21 protein-coding genes and 1 pseudogene are annotated in these 13,162 nt (G+C 68.8%); 3 read left to right on the top strand and 19 right to left on the bottom strand.

The window, feature by feature from the left end; translation table 11 throughout:
- Positions 1-314: 314 nt before the first annotated feature.
- The 19 genes and pseudogenes from ACZ3UD_RS16060 to ACZ3UD_RS15970 form a co-directional block, all read right to left on the bottom strand.
- Positions 315-497, bottom strand: a complete 183-nt coding sequence (locus ACZ3UD_RS16060; RefSeq protein ID WP_465586971.1) for a hypothetical protein — start codon at positions 495-497, stop codon at positions 315-317.
- Positions 494-1,798: an AAA family ATPase gene (locus ACZ3UD_RS16055; RefSeq protein ID WP_465586968.1), complete on the bottom strand. Its 1,305-nt coding sequence runs from the start codon at positions 1,796-1,798 to the stop codon at positions 494-496. The genes ACZ3UD_RS16060 and ACZ3UD_RS16055 overlap by 4 nt, the downstream gene beginning before the upstream one ends.
- Positions 1,798-2,775 carry a hypothetical protein gene (locus ACZ3UD_RS16050; protein ID WP_465586965.1) on the bottom strand — a complete coding sequence of 326 codons (978 nt, stop codon included), beginning with the start codon at positions 2,773-2,775 and terminating at the stop codon, positions 1,798-1,800. The genes ACZ3UD_RS16055 and ACZ3UD_RS16050 overlap by 1 nt, the downstream gene beginning before the upstream one ends.
- Positions 2,776-3,208: 433 nt before the next feature.
- Positions 3,209-3,667: pseudogene (locus ACZ3UD_RS16045) on the bottom strand (single-stranded DNA-binding protein); the annotation flags it as partial.
- Between the two features lie 157 nt (positions 3,668-3,824).
- Positions 3,825-4,097, bottom strand: a complete 273-nt coding sequence (locus ACZ3UD_RS16040; RefSeq protein WP_465586963.1) for a WhiB family transcriptional regulator — start codon at positions 4,095-4,097, stop codon at positions 3,825-3,827.
- The gene (locus tag ACZ3UD_RS16035; RefSeq protein ID WP_465586960.1) at positions 4,094-4,708 is read right to left on the bottom strand and encodes a hypothetical protein; all 615 of its coding nucleotides are present in this window, start codon (positions 4,706-4,708) and stop codon (positions 4,094-4,096) included. Before ACZ3UD_RS16035 ends, ACZ3UD_RS16040 begins: the two co-directional genes overlap by 4 nt.
- Before the next feature lie 180 nt (positions 4,709-4,888).
- Positions 4,889-5,341: a hypothetical protein gene (locus ACZ3UD_RS16030; RefSeq protein ID WP_465586958.1), complete on the bottom strand. Its 453-nt coding sequence runs from the start codon at positions 5,339-5,341 to the stop codon at positions 4,889-4,891.
- Positions 5,325-5,795 (bottom strand): LuxR C-terminal-related transcriptional regulator, encoded by a 471-nt coding sequence (locus ACZ3UD_RS16025; RefSeq protein WP_465586956.1) that lies wholly within the window; start codon positions 5,793-5,795, stop codon positions 5,325-5,327. The genes ACZ3UD_RS16030 and ACZ3UD_RS16025 overlap by 17 nt, the downstream gene beginning before the upstream one ends.
- Positions 5,796-5,881: 86 nt before the next feature.
- Positions 5,882-6,754 (bottom strand): recombinase RecT, encoded by an 873-nt coding sequence (locus tag ACZ3UD_RS16020; RefSeq protein WP_465586953.1) that lies wholly within the window; start codon positions 6,752-6,754, stop codon positions 5,882-5,884.
- Entirely contained in the window at positions 6,751-7,749 is a 999-nt protein-coding gene (locus ACZ3UD_RS16015) for a YqaJ viral recombinase family nuclease (RefSeq protein WP_465586950.1), read from the bottom strand. The genes ACZ3UD_RS16020 and ACZ3UD_RS16015 overlap by 4 nt, the downstream gene beginning before the upstream one ends.
- Entirely contained in the window at positions 7,749-7,889 is a 141-nt protein-coding gene (locus ACZ3UD_RS16010; RefSeq protein WP_465586947.1) for a hypothetical protein, read from the bottom strand. Before ACZ3UD_RS16010 ends, ACZ3UD_RS16015 begins: the two co-directional genes overlap by 1 nt.
- Positions 7,886-8,146: a hypothetical protein gene (locus tag ACZ3UD_RS16005; RefSeq protein ID WP_465586944.1), complete on the bottom strand. Its 261-nt coding sequence runs from the start codon at positions 8,144-8,146 to the stop codon at positions 7,886-7,888. Before ACZ3UD_RS16005 ends, ACZ3UD_RS16010 begins: the two co-directional genes overlap by 4 nt.
- The gene (locus ACZ3UD_RS16000) at positions 8,146-8,343 is read right to left on the bottom strand and encodes a hypothetical protein (RefSeq protein ID WP_465586941.1); all 198 of its coding nucleotides are present in this window, start codon (positions 8,341-8,343) and stop codon (positions 8,146-8,148) included. The genes ACZ3UD_RS16005 and ACZ3UD_RS16000 overlap by 1 nt, the downstream gene beginning before the upstream one ends.
- On the bottom strand, positions 8,343-8,786 hold the full coding sequence (locus ACZ3UD_RS15995) for a hypothetical protein (RefSeq protein WP_465586938.1): 444 nt from the start codon (positions 8,784-8,786) through the stop codon (positions 8,343-8,345). The genes ACZ3UD_RS16000 and ACZ3UD_RS15995 overlap by 1 nt, the downstream gene beginning before the upstream one ends.
- Positions 8,786-9,049: a hypothetical protein gene (locus ACZ3UD_RS15990; RefSeq protein ID WP_465586935.1), complete on the bottom strand. Its 264-nt coding sequence runs from the start codon at positions 9,047-9,049 to the stop codon at positions 8,786-8,788. Before ACZ3UD_RS15990 ends, ACZ3UD_RS15995 begins: the two co-directional genes overlap by 1 nt.
- Complete coding sequence (locus ACZ3UD_RS15985) at positions 9,046-9,336, bottom strand: hypothetical protein (RefSeq protein ID WP_465586932.1); 291 nt, start codon at positions 9,334-9,336, stop codon at positions 9,046-9,048. The genes ACZ3UD_RS15990 and ACZ3UD_RS15985 overlap by 4 nt, the downstream gene beginning before the upstream one ends.
- An 83-nt stretch (positions 9,337-9,419) precedes the next feature.
- Complete coding sequence (locus ACZ3UD_RS15980) at positions 9,420-9,743, bottom strand: GIY-YIG nuclease family protein (RefSeq protein WP_465586930.1); 324 nt, start codon at positions 9,741-9,743, stop codon at positions 9,420-9,422.
- Entirely contained in the window at positions 9,740-10,018 is a 279-nt protein-coding gene (locus ACZ3UD_RS15975) for a hypothetical protein (protein WP_465586927.1), read from the bottom strand. The genes ACZ3UD_RS15980 and ACZ3UD_RS15975 overlap by 4 nt, the downstream gene beginning before the upstream one ends.
- Positions 10,015-10,251, bottom strand: coding sequence for a helix-turn-helix domain-containing protein (locus tag ACZ3UD_RS15970; protein ID WP_465586924.1), 237 nt, complete (start codon positions 10,249-10,251; stop codon positions 10,015-10,017). The genes ACZ3UD_RS15975 and ACZ3UD_RS15970 overlap by 4 nt, the downstream gene beginning before the upstream one ends.
- A 271-nt stretch (positions 10,252-10,522) precedes the next feature.
- Here ACZ3UD_RS15970 and ACZ3UD_RS15965 point away from each other — a divergent pair, with 271 nt between their 5' ends.
- From ACZ3UD_RS15965 to ACZ3UD_RS15955, 3 genes are all read left to right on the top strand, one after another.
- Positions 10,523-10,942, top strand: a complete 420-nt coding sequence (locus ACZ3UD_RS15965) for an XRE family transcriptional regulator (protein ID WP_465586921.1) — start codon at positions 10,523-10,525, stop codon at positions 10,940-10,942.
- Positions 10,943-10,991: 49 nt separating this feature from the next.
- Positions 10,992-11,309: a hypothetical protein gene (locus ACZ3UD_RS15960; RefSeq protein WP_465586918.1), complete on the top strand. Its 318-nt coding sequence runs from the start codon at positions 10,992-10,994 to the stop codon at positions 11,307-11,309.
- Positions 11,310-11,393: 84 nt separating this feature from the next.
- Entirely contained in the window at positions 11,394-12,971 is a 1,578-nt protein-coding gene (locus ACZ3UD_RS15955) for a recombinase family protein (protein WP_465586916.1), read from the top strand.
- Positions 12,972-13,162 lie beyond the last annotated feature (191 nt).

The following is a 13,162-nucleotide window of genomic DNA, read 5'->3' as shown; positions in this document are numbered from 1 at the left end:
CCTGCGTCACCCGGGACGGGATCGGCGCTCGTGCCCCTAATCAGCGGTCTGCCAATGCCTCCGGTACCCGGTGACAGCACCTTTTCGATCATGATCGACTGGGGCCACAAGTCATGCCGGGCCCGGAGGCCGGGAGCCCCGTTGCGGGGCCGTGAAAAAGGTAACGGGGCAAGAAGCGCCCAACGGGGAGAGGGTAGAGTCATTGCCTAAGCGGGCCTCGCGGCGCCTCTGATGCGCCCTGAGGGCCTTCGGGCGGTACGGATCCGCCACCGGACACCGCGACACCGGAACGTCATGACCGTCCGACCGACGGCTCAACAGTCACGAAGCTCACCGTCGAACCCCTCGTCCGCGTACGCCTCGGTCAGGTACTCCGTCTCCCACTGCCGGAAGCAACTGGAACAGCGCCACGCCGTGAGCGTGCGGACGCCGTCATCGGACTGGGCGACGATCCGGGCGCGGGACAGGCAGGCAGGGCAGTGCTCGGTGAGGGTCATGAAAGCGCTCCAGTGGGGGAGTGGCCGGTGAACGGGTCTGCGTCGACGGGCTTGTAGGTTCGCCACGGCCAGGAGCCCTCGTGGCCCTGGCAGATGAACCGGGGCCATTGGCGTTCGTCGCGAGCCCCCCGCCAGGGCAGGACACGGCGGGCGCGGTCGTCCTGCGCGGAGCGGGTGTCCTCGACCGGGCGCAGGCCGAGCCCGAACTCGGGCCAGCGCAGCCACAGGGAGCTGCCGACGGGCCGTAGTGTCCGCGGACCCATCGGCCCGCCCTGCGGGGAGTGCGCCTCCATCGAGAGCGCGCAGCCGGCGGTGGCTCGGGCTTCGTCGAGGACGACGGTGATCTTTCGGGCGAGTTCCTCTGAGTTCGGGTCGCCGTTGTGCAGCCGGTAGATCGGGCCGACGATCAGCAGGTCCGGCATGACGGCCTCGACGCGGCGCATCAGCCACGCCCTGCCATCACCGCGGGTCAGATCGACGCCTTCGGGCCGCAGGTCGATGTGCAGCTGCCCGCGAGCCACCGGTGCGCCCATGCGCTCGGCGACCTGGACCAGGCCCCGGTAGTGCCGGCGGGACTGACGCTGCGAGTTCTCGCAGTCCAGGATCAGCGTCTTCTGCGGGCCCATCGGGTTGGCATCGCCGAACGGCAGCAGCCCGGCGGACGCGGTGACGCCGAGCTGGCGCTGGAGGAACGATTTGCCGCCGCCCTCTCCGGCGGTCCACACGATGCGGTCGGTGCGCTCCAGGTAGCCGGGCAGCGTCCAGTCGTAGTCGGGGTCCTCGCCGGCGAGGAAGTCGTGGATGTCCTGGACGGGGGAGTCCTCGGCGGCCCGCCCGGCGTCGCGGACTTCTCGCAGCCGGGTGACGGCGTGCTCGGCGAGTTCGCTGGGCTCGCCCTCGGCGGCGTAGCCGAGTTCACGGATCTCGGTGCCGGCGTGGACGAGGGCGCGGCGCAGGGCGAGGCTTCGGATCCGATGGTTGAGCCAGTCGAGGCTGGGCCCGTGCTGGGCGGCGTCTATGCACGTGTTGATGTAGTCGCGGCCGCCGCACCGGGCGAGTTCGCCGCGGGCCTCCAGGGTGGCGACGATGGTGATCGGGTCGATGGGGTCGCTGGTTTCGGCGATCGCCGTGATGGCCCGGTGCATGAGGGCGTGGGCGGGCCGGTAGTAGTCCTCGGCGGTGACGGTGGTGTCCCGTAGGGCACGGCGGGCGTCGCGGCTGAGCGTGATGGTGCCGAGGAAGGCTTGTTCGGCGGCCAGGTCGTTGGGCTCAGTTCGGGCGAAGTCGGCATCGGCGGTCACTAGAAGACCCCCTGGTCTGCGTAGGTCTGGTAGTCGGTGGGTTGGCGGCGCTGCTGTTGGGAGTGGGCGCGAAGGCGCAGTTGGGGGTACTTCTGGCGCAGCTTTGGCATCGAGAGGATGTTGCTGCGCCAGAACTCGTCTGCCTGGGACCAGCGGATGGCGCCGAGGACGTCGGAGAGGGCGACCTTGTCGGCGTCGATCATGAGGCGGGCGGCGTCGCGCCACCGCTTGGTGATGTTCGGGCGCTTGGTGCCGTTCGCGGCGATCAGGTCCGCGAGGAGCGTGCAGGCCTCCTCCACGTCCGGCCGCTCCTGGCGGGCGGACCGGATGTCGACGACATCCGCGACGAGAAGAGAAGGGGAATGGGGTAGGGGTAGGGGAAAACGCCCGCGCGCGCGCGTTGAGCCTGCCTCCACCCCTTCCGGAAGGGGTTCCGCAACCCCTTCCTCAACCCCTTCGTGAAGGGCCGCCGCCGGGGGCTTCGGGCCCGGCTCGTGGAACGCCGCCCGCAGCGCCGCGATGTGCCTCGACACCTCCTGCAGAGGCGACAACCCCCTGCGGCCCGGCTCGTCACTCAGCTCGTCCAGCGGGATCCGCTCGACCTCCGCGAGCAGCGCGGCCCGCAGCCGACGCGACGAGATCTCCAGAGCGCCCGACACCATCGCGCCCATCACCTGCGGCTGCTTCCACACCCCGTCATTGCGGACGAACGAGCGCACCAGCAGCTCCTCGCTGTCCTCGTCCACGACGACGAACCTGCGCTCGGCCAAGACCGCAAGCTGGGTCCGCAGGACCGCCGGACTCAGCCCGTAGGCCTTGAAGCTCCAGCGCTTCAGCGTCAGCGGCAGCAGGCCTGCGTGGTTAAGGTTCGGCTGGCTGATGAGGAACAGGTAGAGCCGCTGGATCTCCCCGGGCAGAGCGGTGAAGTCAGGGTCGTCCCAGATGCGGGTGAGGACCCGTCCGTGACCACGTGCCATGTCGGTTTCCGATCAAGATGAGGTAGAGGCGGGGGCGGGCGGCCGACGGGCGCTTCGCTTGTTGAACAGCGGTTGCTCGACGGCGATCGCGGCACGCTCGGCGGCGAGGGCATCAACGTCGGTTGACCAGTGCTCGATGGATACAAAGTCGGCCGCCGGCCACCAAGGGGCCTTCCTGCGGTGCTGTGGCCAACGTTCGCGAAGCTGACCCGAAACCCCCACGTACAGCAGCCGCTTCCGAGAGTCGAAGAACCGGTATAGGGCTGTCTCCGGGTAGTAGCCGGGCTCCTCGGCGGGCATTGAGAGACGAGGGCCAGGGGCCGTCCGGTCGAACGGCCGGACCGGGAAGGCACGTAGCGGCGGCATGAGGTTTCTCCTGGGAACGTCGAGTTGGCTCTTGGCGTGGGCGGGATCAGAAGGGGGCCTCGGCATGGCCCCGAGGCGCTCCCCAACTGCCGCCCTGTGTCGGCGGCTTGGACTGGGACCATGGGCCGTCGCCACCCCGGGCCTGCTGCGCCTGGTCCTGCCCGCGGTTCGCCCGGGTCACCTTCGCCGTGGCATTCCGCAGAGAGGGCCCGACCTCGTCGACCTCGACCTCGAAGACGGTCCGCTTCTGGCCGTCCTTCTCGTACGAGCGTTGGTTGAGCCGGCCCTGCACGATGACGCGCATGCCGCGCTGCAGTGACTCAGCCACGTTCTCAGCCGGCTGACGCCAGACGTTGCAGGTGAGGAAGAGGCTCTCGCCGTCCTTCCACTCGCTGGTCTGGCGGTAGAAGGTGCGGGGGGTGGATGCGATGCGGAACTTCGCGACCGCCGCACCTGACAGGGTGAAGCGCAGCTCGGGGTCGTCGACGAGATTGCCGACGAGGGTGATCAGGGTTTCTCCGGCCATGGCGGTCCTTCGAGTTGAGGGTGGGCGCCTGCTTGGTGCAGGCCTTGCGGGGCGGGTCGACGGCCTTCGTCACGGAGATGCGTGAGGCCGCCGCAGTACCTGCACGGCTTGGCCTGGGTTGCCCAATGGGAGCGGTCGCCCCAGGCCAGGACCGCGGTCATGCCGCCGCGGCGAGACGGTTCTTCTTACTGAGTGCGGCGCGCTGGTAGGGCGTGCGGCCAGCACGGATACCGAAGCGGTTCTTGGCGTCGCGGGAGCCTTCCTCGTCGAGGGCGTCGCGCAGGCAGCTGTCGGCGACGGGGCAGCGATGGCAGTAACCGCGGGCCAATTCGACCTGCTGTTGCCCGACCGGGCTGCTGTACGAGGTGGGGTAGAAAAGTTCAGGGTCGGGCCGCTCGATGCGGCAGAGTGCGAACGCTTCCCACCTCATCGCACCGCACCCCCGAGACGGATCCCATCGGGCCACACGGCTTTCGTCAGCGCGGCCCGGTTCGCGGCCGGCATCACGGTGATCGGGTGGTCGAGGTAGTCGCGGCCAGCGGCCATCAGGACGACGGCGTCGGCCTGGTTGTCGTCGCCGCCGGTCGTCCAAGCGGGCCAGCGTCGGGCGACGGCGTCGACGACGGCGGACTTGGTGGCTGAGCCCTTGCCGGTGGCGTACAGCATCCGCTGGGAGGGGGCCATCAGGGCGACGGGGATGTCCCGGTTGGTGAGGCTGCGGTAGAGCTCCCACCACAGCCAGGCGCGTTCGTGGCCGCCGCCACCGAGGGATGCCAGCGAAGGGCTCTCCAGGACGACGAGGTCGGGCCGGCCGACGGCGAGGACGATGTCGCCGAGGAGGCCGAGGAGGGACTGGAGCCGCTGGGGGTGCGGCTGCTTGGTGATCGAGTCGTTCTTGTGGTGCGGCTTGTATCCGACGGATTCGCACCAGCCGAGGGAGGAGGCGATACCGGTGGCGGTGAGGCTGGTGTCGAGGCCGATGACGGTCGGGCCGTGGGTGAGGGTGCCTCCCGGGGGCGGGAGGAGGGCGGTGTCAGTCATCTCGGGTGCTCCATGCGGTGATGGCGAAGGCGATGAGGGCGAGGGCGGTGCCGGCCAGGAGGGCCAGTGCGAGCGCGTATCGGGTGAGCACGGGCCTTTTCTGGGTGAGGTGGTGCTAGGCCTGCACGGTGCTGACTCCGGTGTGGGTGCACCACAGCAGTGCCAGGCAGGCGGCGGGGGTCACGCCGCGATCTGCGGAGCGGGGTCGGCGGCAGTCGACGCCCGGTAGTGGTTCTCGTTGGCGTCTTGGAGTGCGTGGAGCCGGTCTTCGAGGGCGATCTGCCGTTCGGCGAAGTCGCGGCGCGCAGCGCGGAGTTCCCGGCGGAGCTGCTGATTCTCGGCCCTGTAGCGGGCGCAGCCTCGGAGGGCCCGGCTGAGGCGGGTGGCGTAGCTGGCGGATGCCCGGCCCAGCGCCTCGTTGCGGAGGATCAGTTCGGCGGCCTTGAGACGTTCGGTGGTCAGCTTCTTTTGCGCGGCGTTGAGGTCGTCGGCGGACCGCTCGGAGCGGTCGAAGCTGATGGTCGCCTCGTTGCGGGTGGCGCCGAGCGCTATGTTGAGCTGCCGGACCCGGCTCTCCAGCCAGGCGATGCGCTCGTCCTTCTCAGCTATCCGACGTCTACCGAACAGGTCCATCGTGTCCTCCGAGCTGAGTGGTGGGGTTGGTGGCGACATCGGCCGGGAGCAGCCCGAGGCCGATCGCCAACGCGACGGCGTTTGCGGCGTTGCCGGCGCCGAGCTTGCGGTGGACGGACTGGTTGACCGTGCGGGCCGTGTTCACGCTGATCCCGAGATCGTTGGAGATCTTGGGCATGTCCCAACCGCAGGCGACTCGGGTGAGAACGCTGGTCTCCTGGTGGTCGAGCTCGATCAGGCGCTGGCACGGCTGGCGGACGGCTTGGGTCTGCGTGCGGGCCCTGACGTCGTGGTCGACGTTGACGCCGGCGGCGTCCATCTCGGTTGCCAGGGCGCGGGCCTGGTTGCGGGCGGTCTCGATGGGGTGGTTGAGGCCGGTGACGATGTGGTCGGCGATCACCCGGCGCATGACGTCGGCCTCACATAGAGCGGGCTGCAAGCGCGGATCAGACATAGGGGTCTCCCGAGATCGGGTGAGGATGGGGATGATTGGGGCGGGGCTGCGCCTGATTTGGGCAGGCACAGCCCCGCCAATGCGCGTCAGGCGCGTGAACCGGGCTGCGCCACAGACGGCCACTCGACTGGCTCGGCGTCCACCAGCTCGCCCTCCAGCGGCTCCTCGCCGTCGTCGGCGTCCGATGGCTCCGCGACCGGCGCGGCCGAGGGCATCCCGGGCTGTTCGATGCGGTGGAAGACCGCCTGCCGATCCGAAGCCTCAGCGGCCACCTCGGCCTTGGCTCGCAACTGCTCCCGCATGTACTCCGCCGACGTTGGAACCCACTTCGTGAGACGGTGCGCGGCCGTCTTCAGCCACATCGCCTCCTCATGCTTCTGCCATGGCGAAGCAGCCGAGCCGGCCGATTGCGACATCGACCGGGCCCGCTGAACGTCCGACCGGTTCAGCACGACGACCTTCGACGTTGCGCCGTCCTTCATCACCGCGTACGCGTAAACCAGCACCAAGTCGCCGCGGTCCGGCAGCTTCCAGTCGATCTCGTGGACCGGCCGCTCGTGCCGGCCCGGCGAGTACTCGAAGTGGTCCAGTTCGCGGACGACTTCGACGATGACCGACGAGATCGCACCGGCCCGATACATCAGCTCCACCTCGCCCTGGAACCCACGGATGCCCTGCACACGGCCCTTGAACGGCACCAGGTAGTACTGCTCGGTGCCGGGCTCCAAGCCCTGCCGTGCCGCGTCGAGGAGAACCGAGAGCAGAGAGCCCGGGTCGTTGGTGGCGGCGCGCAGCAGATTCTGGTCCCGCCGGAGCGCGCCCTGTGCGAGGCGAACCCACTGCTCGGGCTTGATGTGCGACGGCAGGACAGTTGCGAAGTCACCCCGGTACTTCTGGATCAATCCCTGGGGGCTGTTGTCGACAACGGCAACGGCACTGGAGACGGTCTCGGTGGTCATGCTGCGCTCCTCGAACGAGCGGGCTGGAGGGTATTGCGCACGGTTCGGGTGGCGACCGTCTCGCCGAGGCAGCGGGCTCGCCGGCCGGTGCCGATACGGTCGAGAAGCAGCGCGGACGCCTCGCGCTTCTCCCAATCGGCGTCCTTGGACTTGGCGAGTGCTGCGAAGTACCGGTCACGCAGATCGGTATCCACGTCCACGTCGACGTCGTCCATGCCGTCGGGAAGCTGGCGAACGGTCTGGTAGGTGGCCATGTGGCCGTCGATGTCGGGCCGGGCGCCAGAGGTGAGGGAGAAGACGAACTCGGCGCCTGCCGTCCTGAGCAGCTCGGCCTCGGCCGGGTCGTACTCGATCACGTACTCGCGGTACTCGGATCCCGCGATCAACACGGCCACGTAGCAGCGAGCCACGCCGAGGGCGTCCATGTACCAGATGCACTGGGCGCGGTAGTGGACCGGGATCTCGTCGGTGCCTTCTTCCCCCCACCCGAGATCGTCGCGCGCGGTCTTCGCTTCGACGATCGCGGCAGGGGTCTTCAACACGGTGGGACAGGTCGGGCACTCGGGGCAGCACGGGCCGCAGTCGAACGGGTCACAGCACCGGATGGGAGAGTGCAGTCCGCATCCGCACGGGTTATGGGCGAGACGGTCCGGGTTCGCGATGTGCCACGGTCGGCCGGGCGCGTGAAAGGTCGGTGCGGTCGTGACCTCGAACTCAGGGTGACGAAGGCCGAATTCCTCGCACACTGCGGGCTCCAGCCGCTTACCCCAGTACATCTGCGGGTTCTCGTCGACCGGGCCAACCATGCCCTGCTTGCGGTGCCACAGGGAGAACCGGGACTCGTACGGGGACAGGCCCATAACCGCGGCGATCTCGGAACCGCCGACGCCGTTCTTCCTGGCCGCGTGCCATTCGGGCGAACCGGGCTCGAAGTAGCCGACCACAGTGGGACCGGCGACCGGGGCGCTCGGCCCCGGCAGCTCGGTGACGGTCATCAGTCCTCCGAGTTGAAGTCGAGGGTGAGGGGGAAGAGCAGCCAGCCCCGACCGTCGGGCCGGACGAGCTCCAGAGCCGGGAAGGGCCAGTCACAGCGGCGGAAACGCAGGGCGGCGAGGGAGCGGAGGCGGCGGATCACCGGCCGTCCTCCTCGTCCATCCGGCCCGCGACGATCCGCTGAGCGGCCCGCATCCCGAGGACTCGAATCGACATGGAAGGCTCATCGGGGTGCTCGGTGAGGACCCGGGTGACGGCCGCCTCGATCGCGGCGCTGGCGGCGACCAGGGCGTCCACTTCGGCGGTGCGGAGCGCTTGCTCGGCGCGGACGGCACGCTCGCGCAGTCGGGTCATCGCGGCGGCCTGCTCGGCCTGCGCGCGGCGGGAAATCCACGGCATCAGAAGTCCCCCTTCTCCAGCTGAGCGGCGGCCTCACGGACCAAGTCACGGGCCATGTCGGCGAGTTGCCTCAAGGCGTCGAGCTGGGCGTTCGCGGCGGCCAGCTCCTCGGTGGCCTCGGTGAGCTGGTCCTGGAGCGAGTCCCGCTCCTCCTCCAGCGCGTCGATGCGGGCCTGCAGGTCAGCGACGTCGTCCATCACGCCGCCTCCTCGCGCTGCTGCGGGACGTGGCCACCGGAAGCGACCAACAGCCGCTCCGCCAGCTTCCGCGCATCGACGCTCGCCAGCAGCATGTTCGCGCCACCCAAGCGGCCCAGTAGCTTCTGCACCAGCTCGTCACGCTCCGGGCCGGACGCCTCATGCAGGTCCGCCAGCTCCTGGCCGACGCCCTCCGGATCCCCCGAGGCCTCCGCCGCCAGCGACAGCATGAGCGCGGACACCAGCGGCGTCACGTCCAGCTCGACGCCGATCGGCCGGCGCCTGATCGTCACCGGGAACGCGGCGTTGATCCGGTCCGCCGCCCGGGCCAGCAGGCCCTCGCGGTCCAGCAGGGTGACGACCGTACGGGCCATCGCGGCGCCGTAGGTGTGCGCCAGCAAACGGGCGGCTCGCCGGGATGTGGGGTTCGGGAAGTCGGCCATCACTCGGCCACCTCGCCCAGCAGCAACTGCCGCAGCCCCTGTGCGTATCGGCCGGTCACGTACAGCTCGTGCACGAGACCCTCGATCGTCGCGGTCATGCTGCCGAACAATCGTGCGGCTTCCAGCGTGTCCATGAACCGACCCGGCTGCTTTCGCAGAGCCTCCGCCCGAGCCACGACGGCCAGAGCCCGCTCCGACAGCGTGCCCTCCAGCAGGCCGGCGGCCTCCGCCTCCTGCAGCGTCATCACCTGCGGGACGCTCATCGGGCACCGTCCTTCGGGGTGGGGGCGTGGAGCGCGGCGACGATCAGCAGCGCGGCGTCCTGGGCGGTGGCGGCGTGCGCGATGGTCTTGCCGATGACGGCCTCGAACAGGCCGCCGTCGTGCTCGACGACGAGCCCGGCAGTCCGGGTGTCCGGGGTGAGCAGCACCCAGAAGCGGCCGCCCGGCGTGACACCGGGCGTCACCCCCAGGGCCGTGCCGTCGATCACGACGTCCGCGACGCCGGTCACCTCGGCCAGGTTTGCGATGTTGGTAGGCTGTGTGATCACGGCCTGCCTCCTTCTTGAAGTGTTGATCGGTGGGCCGGGGCCGTCCCTGGTTGGCGCCAGAGGGGCGGCCCGCTCCGTGCCTGTCATGTGGTGCAGAACCAGCCGGCATCGGCAGCTGTGCGTTCGAGCTGGCGGAAGTAGCCGTAAAGGTCGTCGAAGTCCGCGTTGACGAAGGCCTCCCGGTGACCGCTCAGGGGCGCCCAACGGGCCGCACAGAAAGCGACCAGCTTCCGTTCGTCCGGCAGCGCCGTGTCGTACCGGAAACTGACATCGAACTCGTCGACCTTGAGCCCGTTGCGACGGCCCCAGTACCGGTGGGCCTTCAACCGTTGATGAAAGTCGCCGGTCTGGCCGACTTTCACAATGCTGTTGCCGAACTTGAGGATGTAGATGTACCGGACCGTCACGCAGCAGCCTGGTCGGGAAGCCCTTCAACGGCTCGGGCCTGGCGCCGGCGCTGGTAGGGGTGGGTGCCGTTGCGCCACTGCTCCTCGGCCTCGGCGCGCTGCTTGATGATCAGCGCCTCGATCGCCTTGACGGACCCGAGACGGTGCCCCGGGTAGTAGGCGGCCTCCGCGGCCTCGCGGGGGGTGCGGGCGTCACGCTCGGCGCGAGCCTGCGCGAAGATCAGCGCGGCGGCTGATATGGCCTCCCGCCGGACGTCTTCCCGCTGGCTTGTCACGCCGCCGCCTCGTCGCATACGTCCGTGTTCTCCTGTGCGAGGAGGGTGGCGTTGACGCCGTAGGTGGTGGAGAGTCTCATGAGGGCGAACAGCGACAGGTCTCGGCCATTCATGAGCCGCGACACGACGCTCTTGTGGAGGCCGGTGCGCCTGCTGATGTCGCTCTGGCGCCGGTCACCTCGGGCTTCCGCGGCGCGGCGTAGTTCGGTGACGTTGAGCTTAAAACTGGACATAGTTCACCTCCGTTGCTGTACAGGGGGCTTTGTCTCCTAAGCCAAGTCGCTGGCTCGTCAACCAAACTACGCCTGGCCGATTTGGCTTGCAAGCCAAAGTTTCGACTTATCTCGCCGGGGTGCCACTGCTAGCGTTTGACCGTGGTCGCGCGAGTCGTGGCCGGCCCGGGGGCCACCTGAACAGGGGCAGCCCGTAAGACGCGCGTAGATCAGACTCGCGGTATCGCTATCCTGGCGATGCCGAGCGAGCAACATCACGACGGAGGCCCCCATGACAACCGCCAGCTTCGCCACCTGGCTCGCCGACCTCGCCCTCGCCGCCGGCTACGACACCACCCCGCACCGCGGTGGCCGACGCGCACTCGCCACCGACATGGGCGTCGACCCCTCCGTCATCGGCAAGGCCCTCAGCGGCACCGCCCCCGCCATCGAGACCCAACGCCGCCTCGTCGAGGTCCTTAACCGCCGCGGCGTCCCCGTCACCCTTCGGGACATGCTCATCCGCTCCGGCACACTCCTCGAAGAGGACCTGCCCCAGCCCGACGAGCAACCCCCGCCGCCGGCCACCGACATCGACCTCTACGCCGTCGCCGCCAAGTACGGAATCCCCCCGGAGCGCGCCCACCTCTTCGTCAAAAGCGTTGAAGCGGTCGCAAACACGTTCGCGGACGACAAGAAACCGCTAGAGTAGGCCTGATCGCAAACGGGTGGGCACCCATGTGCGATAGAGGTGGTATGCCGTGCCGTCAACCCTCCCGAAGTGGCGCCCCGCGCTCGCCTTCGCGACGGCCATCGGGCTGACCGCAACCCTGTGCGGCGCCCTCGAACGCGACCGGCCGGTCGAGCTCGCCAGCCTGGCCCTCCTGACCGCTACGCTGGTGCCGCTCCTCTCCTCCGTGGCACGCGGATGGCTGGGCCGCACCGAGGCCATAGCCCTTCGGGAACAAACCCAGGCCGAAGCCTTCGCCATGGCCATCGAGTTGTGGCGCGAAGGCCGGCTCACCGAGACGTCCAGCTCAGACGAGGAATCCAACTCTGCCGTCCGAGACCGCTCGTAGCATCTGTAGCTGCATCAGAGATGGCTCGCAGCAGACCTGGACGGCCGGCTGCCGGGCGGCGTTCGCACTTCCTCGGAGAGCCCTATGAGTGATCACGACCTCAACGAGCCAACCCCCGCCATCGGATACACCCGCGTCAGCATGGCCCGCGAGGAGATGATCTCCCCGGAAATCCAGAGAAGGGCCATCCAGGACTGGGCCCGGCGAACCAACCATCGCATCATCGACTGGGTCGAGGATCCGGACAAGACCGGGCGCAACTTCAAGCGAAAGATCATGCGGGCGATCGAACGCATTGAGTCGGGCGAAGCGCGCGTGATCGCCGTCTGGAAGTTCTCGCGCTTCGGACGAACCCGTACCGGCGTCCCTGCCAACCTCGCCCGTGTGGAAAAGGCCGGTGGCCAGCTCCTCTCGGCGACCGAGGAGGTCGACGCGCGCACCGCGATCGGCCGTTTCCAGCGCGGCATGATCATGGAGTTCAACGCCTTCGAATCCGACCGCGCCGGCGAACAGTGGAAGGAAACCCATCAGCTACGGCGAGACGAGGGACTCCCGCATAAGGGAGGCCGCCGCTTCGGCTACATCTGGCACCCTCGGAAGGTCTACGCTCCGGATGGCACGATCACGATCCAACAGGAGCGGTACGAACCGGACCCGGATCTGCAGGACATCGTGAAGGACCTCTACGAGCGCTACGTCGCCGGGACCGGTTTCGGAAATCTCGCGGCCCTCCTCAATGAAGCCGGGATTCCCAACGCGCTCGGCTCGCTCTGGAGCAACCGGACAGTCTGCCTCTACATGGACTCCGGCTTCGCCGCCGGCTACCTCCGCATCCACGATCCAGCCTGCAAGCTCCCCTACCGGAGTAACTGCCCGGCCCACAAGCTCATCAGGCACCCCACCAAGCAGCACCCTGCCATCATCAGCGACGAGCTCTGGGAGATGTATCAGGCCAGGCGGGGTTTCACCAAGACCGCAGCCCCTCACTCCCGTAAAGCCAAGTACCCCCTCAGCGCGCTCACCCGGTGCGGACTCTGCCAGGCCGCCGCGCTCCGTGTGGCCGGCCAGCGACCCTACGCAGCCTATTCCTGCACCACGAGGCACCAGAAGGGCGCCGCAGTATGTCAGGGTGTTCGGACGCCTGCGGCAGACGTGGAGGCCGGCGTGCTGAAGTGGCTGATCCGATTCGCCGAAGAAATGGACGCCGATCCAGGCAGCGAGCCGGCCGCCGAGTCGCGACTGCGCCGACTGAGCTCGACCTTGGAGGAGAAGCGCGCTGCCGCTAAGAGTGAGGTCGAGAGGCTAGAGCGGGCCGTGGCGAAACACATGCGGGTCTACGCCATGAGCGAAGAAGAAGACCCCGATGGGACGCTGGAGCGTGAATACCTCGCGACACTGAGTGATCTTCGCGCTGAGAAGGCAGCCGCATCCGCGCGGCTGGCCGCGCTAGATGAAGTCCCTGGCGAAACGCGGGTGGCCTCCATGAAGGCCGCCGCAGCGCCAGTCGCGGCTGGGCTCGTGGCAGAGTGGGACTCCATGCCGCCCGAGCGCACGAATGCCATGCTCAGGCGACTGATCGACCAGATCGAGCTGCGGCCAGGTGGCATCGTGGACGTGGTTCCAGTCTGGGAGGCGTACCGCGATAGCCTCGACGCTCCCTAGCTTGGAGATGTTTTCATTCATAGAGTTCACGGTTGCGCGGTCACGGGGTTCCGGGCCGCACGCTCACGCGGTTCCCGGTCGCGCGGTCACGGGGCGCGGGCCGATCGCCTTCGCCCTGGCGTTGCTGGCTCCGAGTCGCGCGGTCACGGACTTCGCGGTCTCAGCGGACTTCGCGGCCGACCGGCGCCCTC

It is taken from the genome of Kitasatospora sp. NPDC023118 (genome assembly GCF_055560875.1).
Note: the sequence above shows the minus strand (reverse complement) of the source record. Positions and strands in the feature narration are given on the sequence as shown.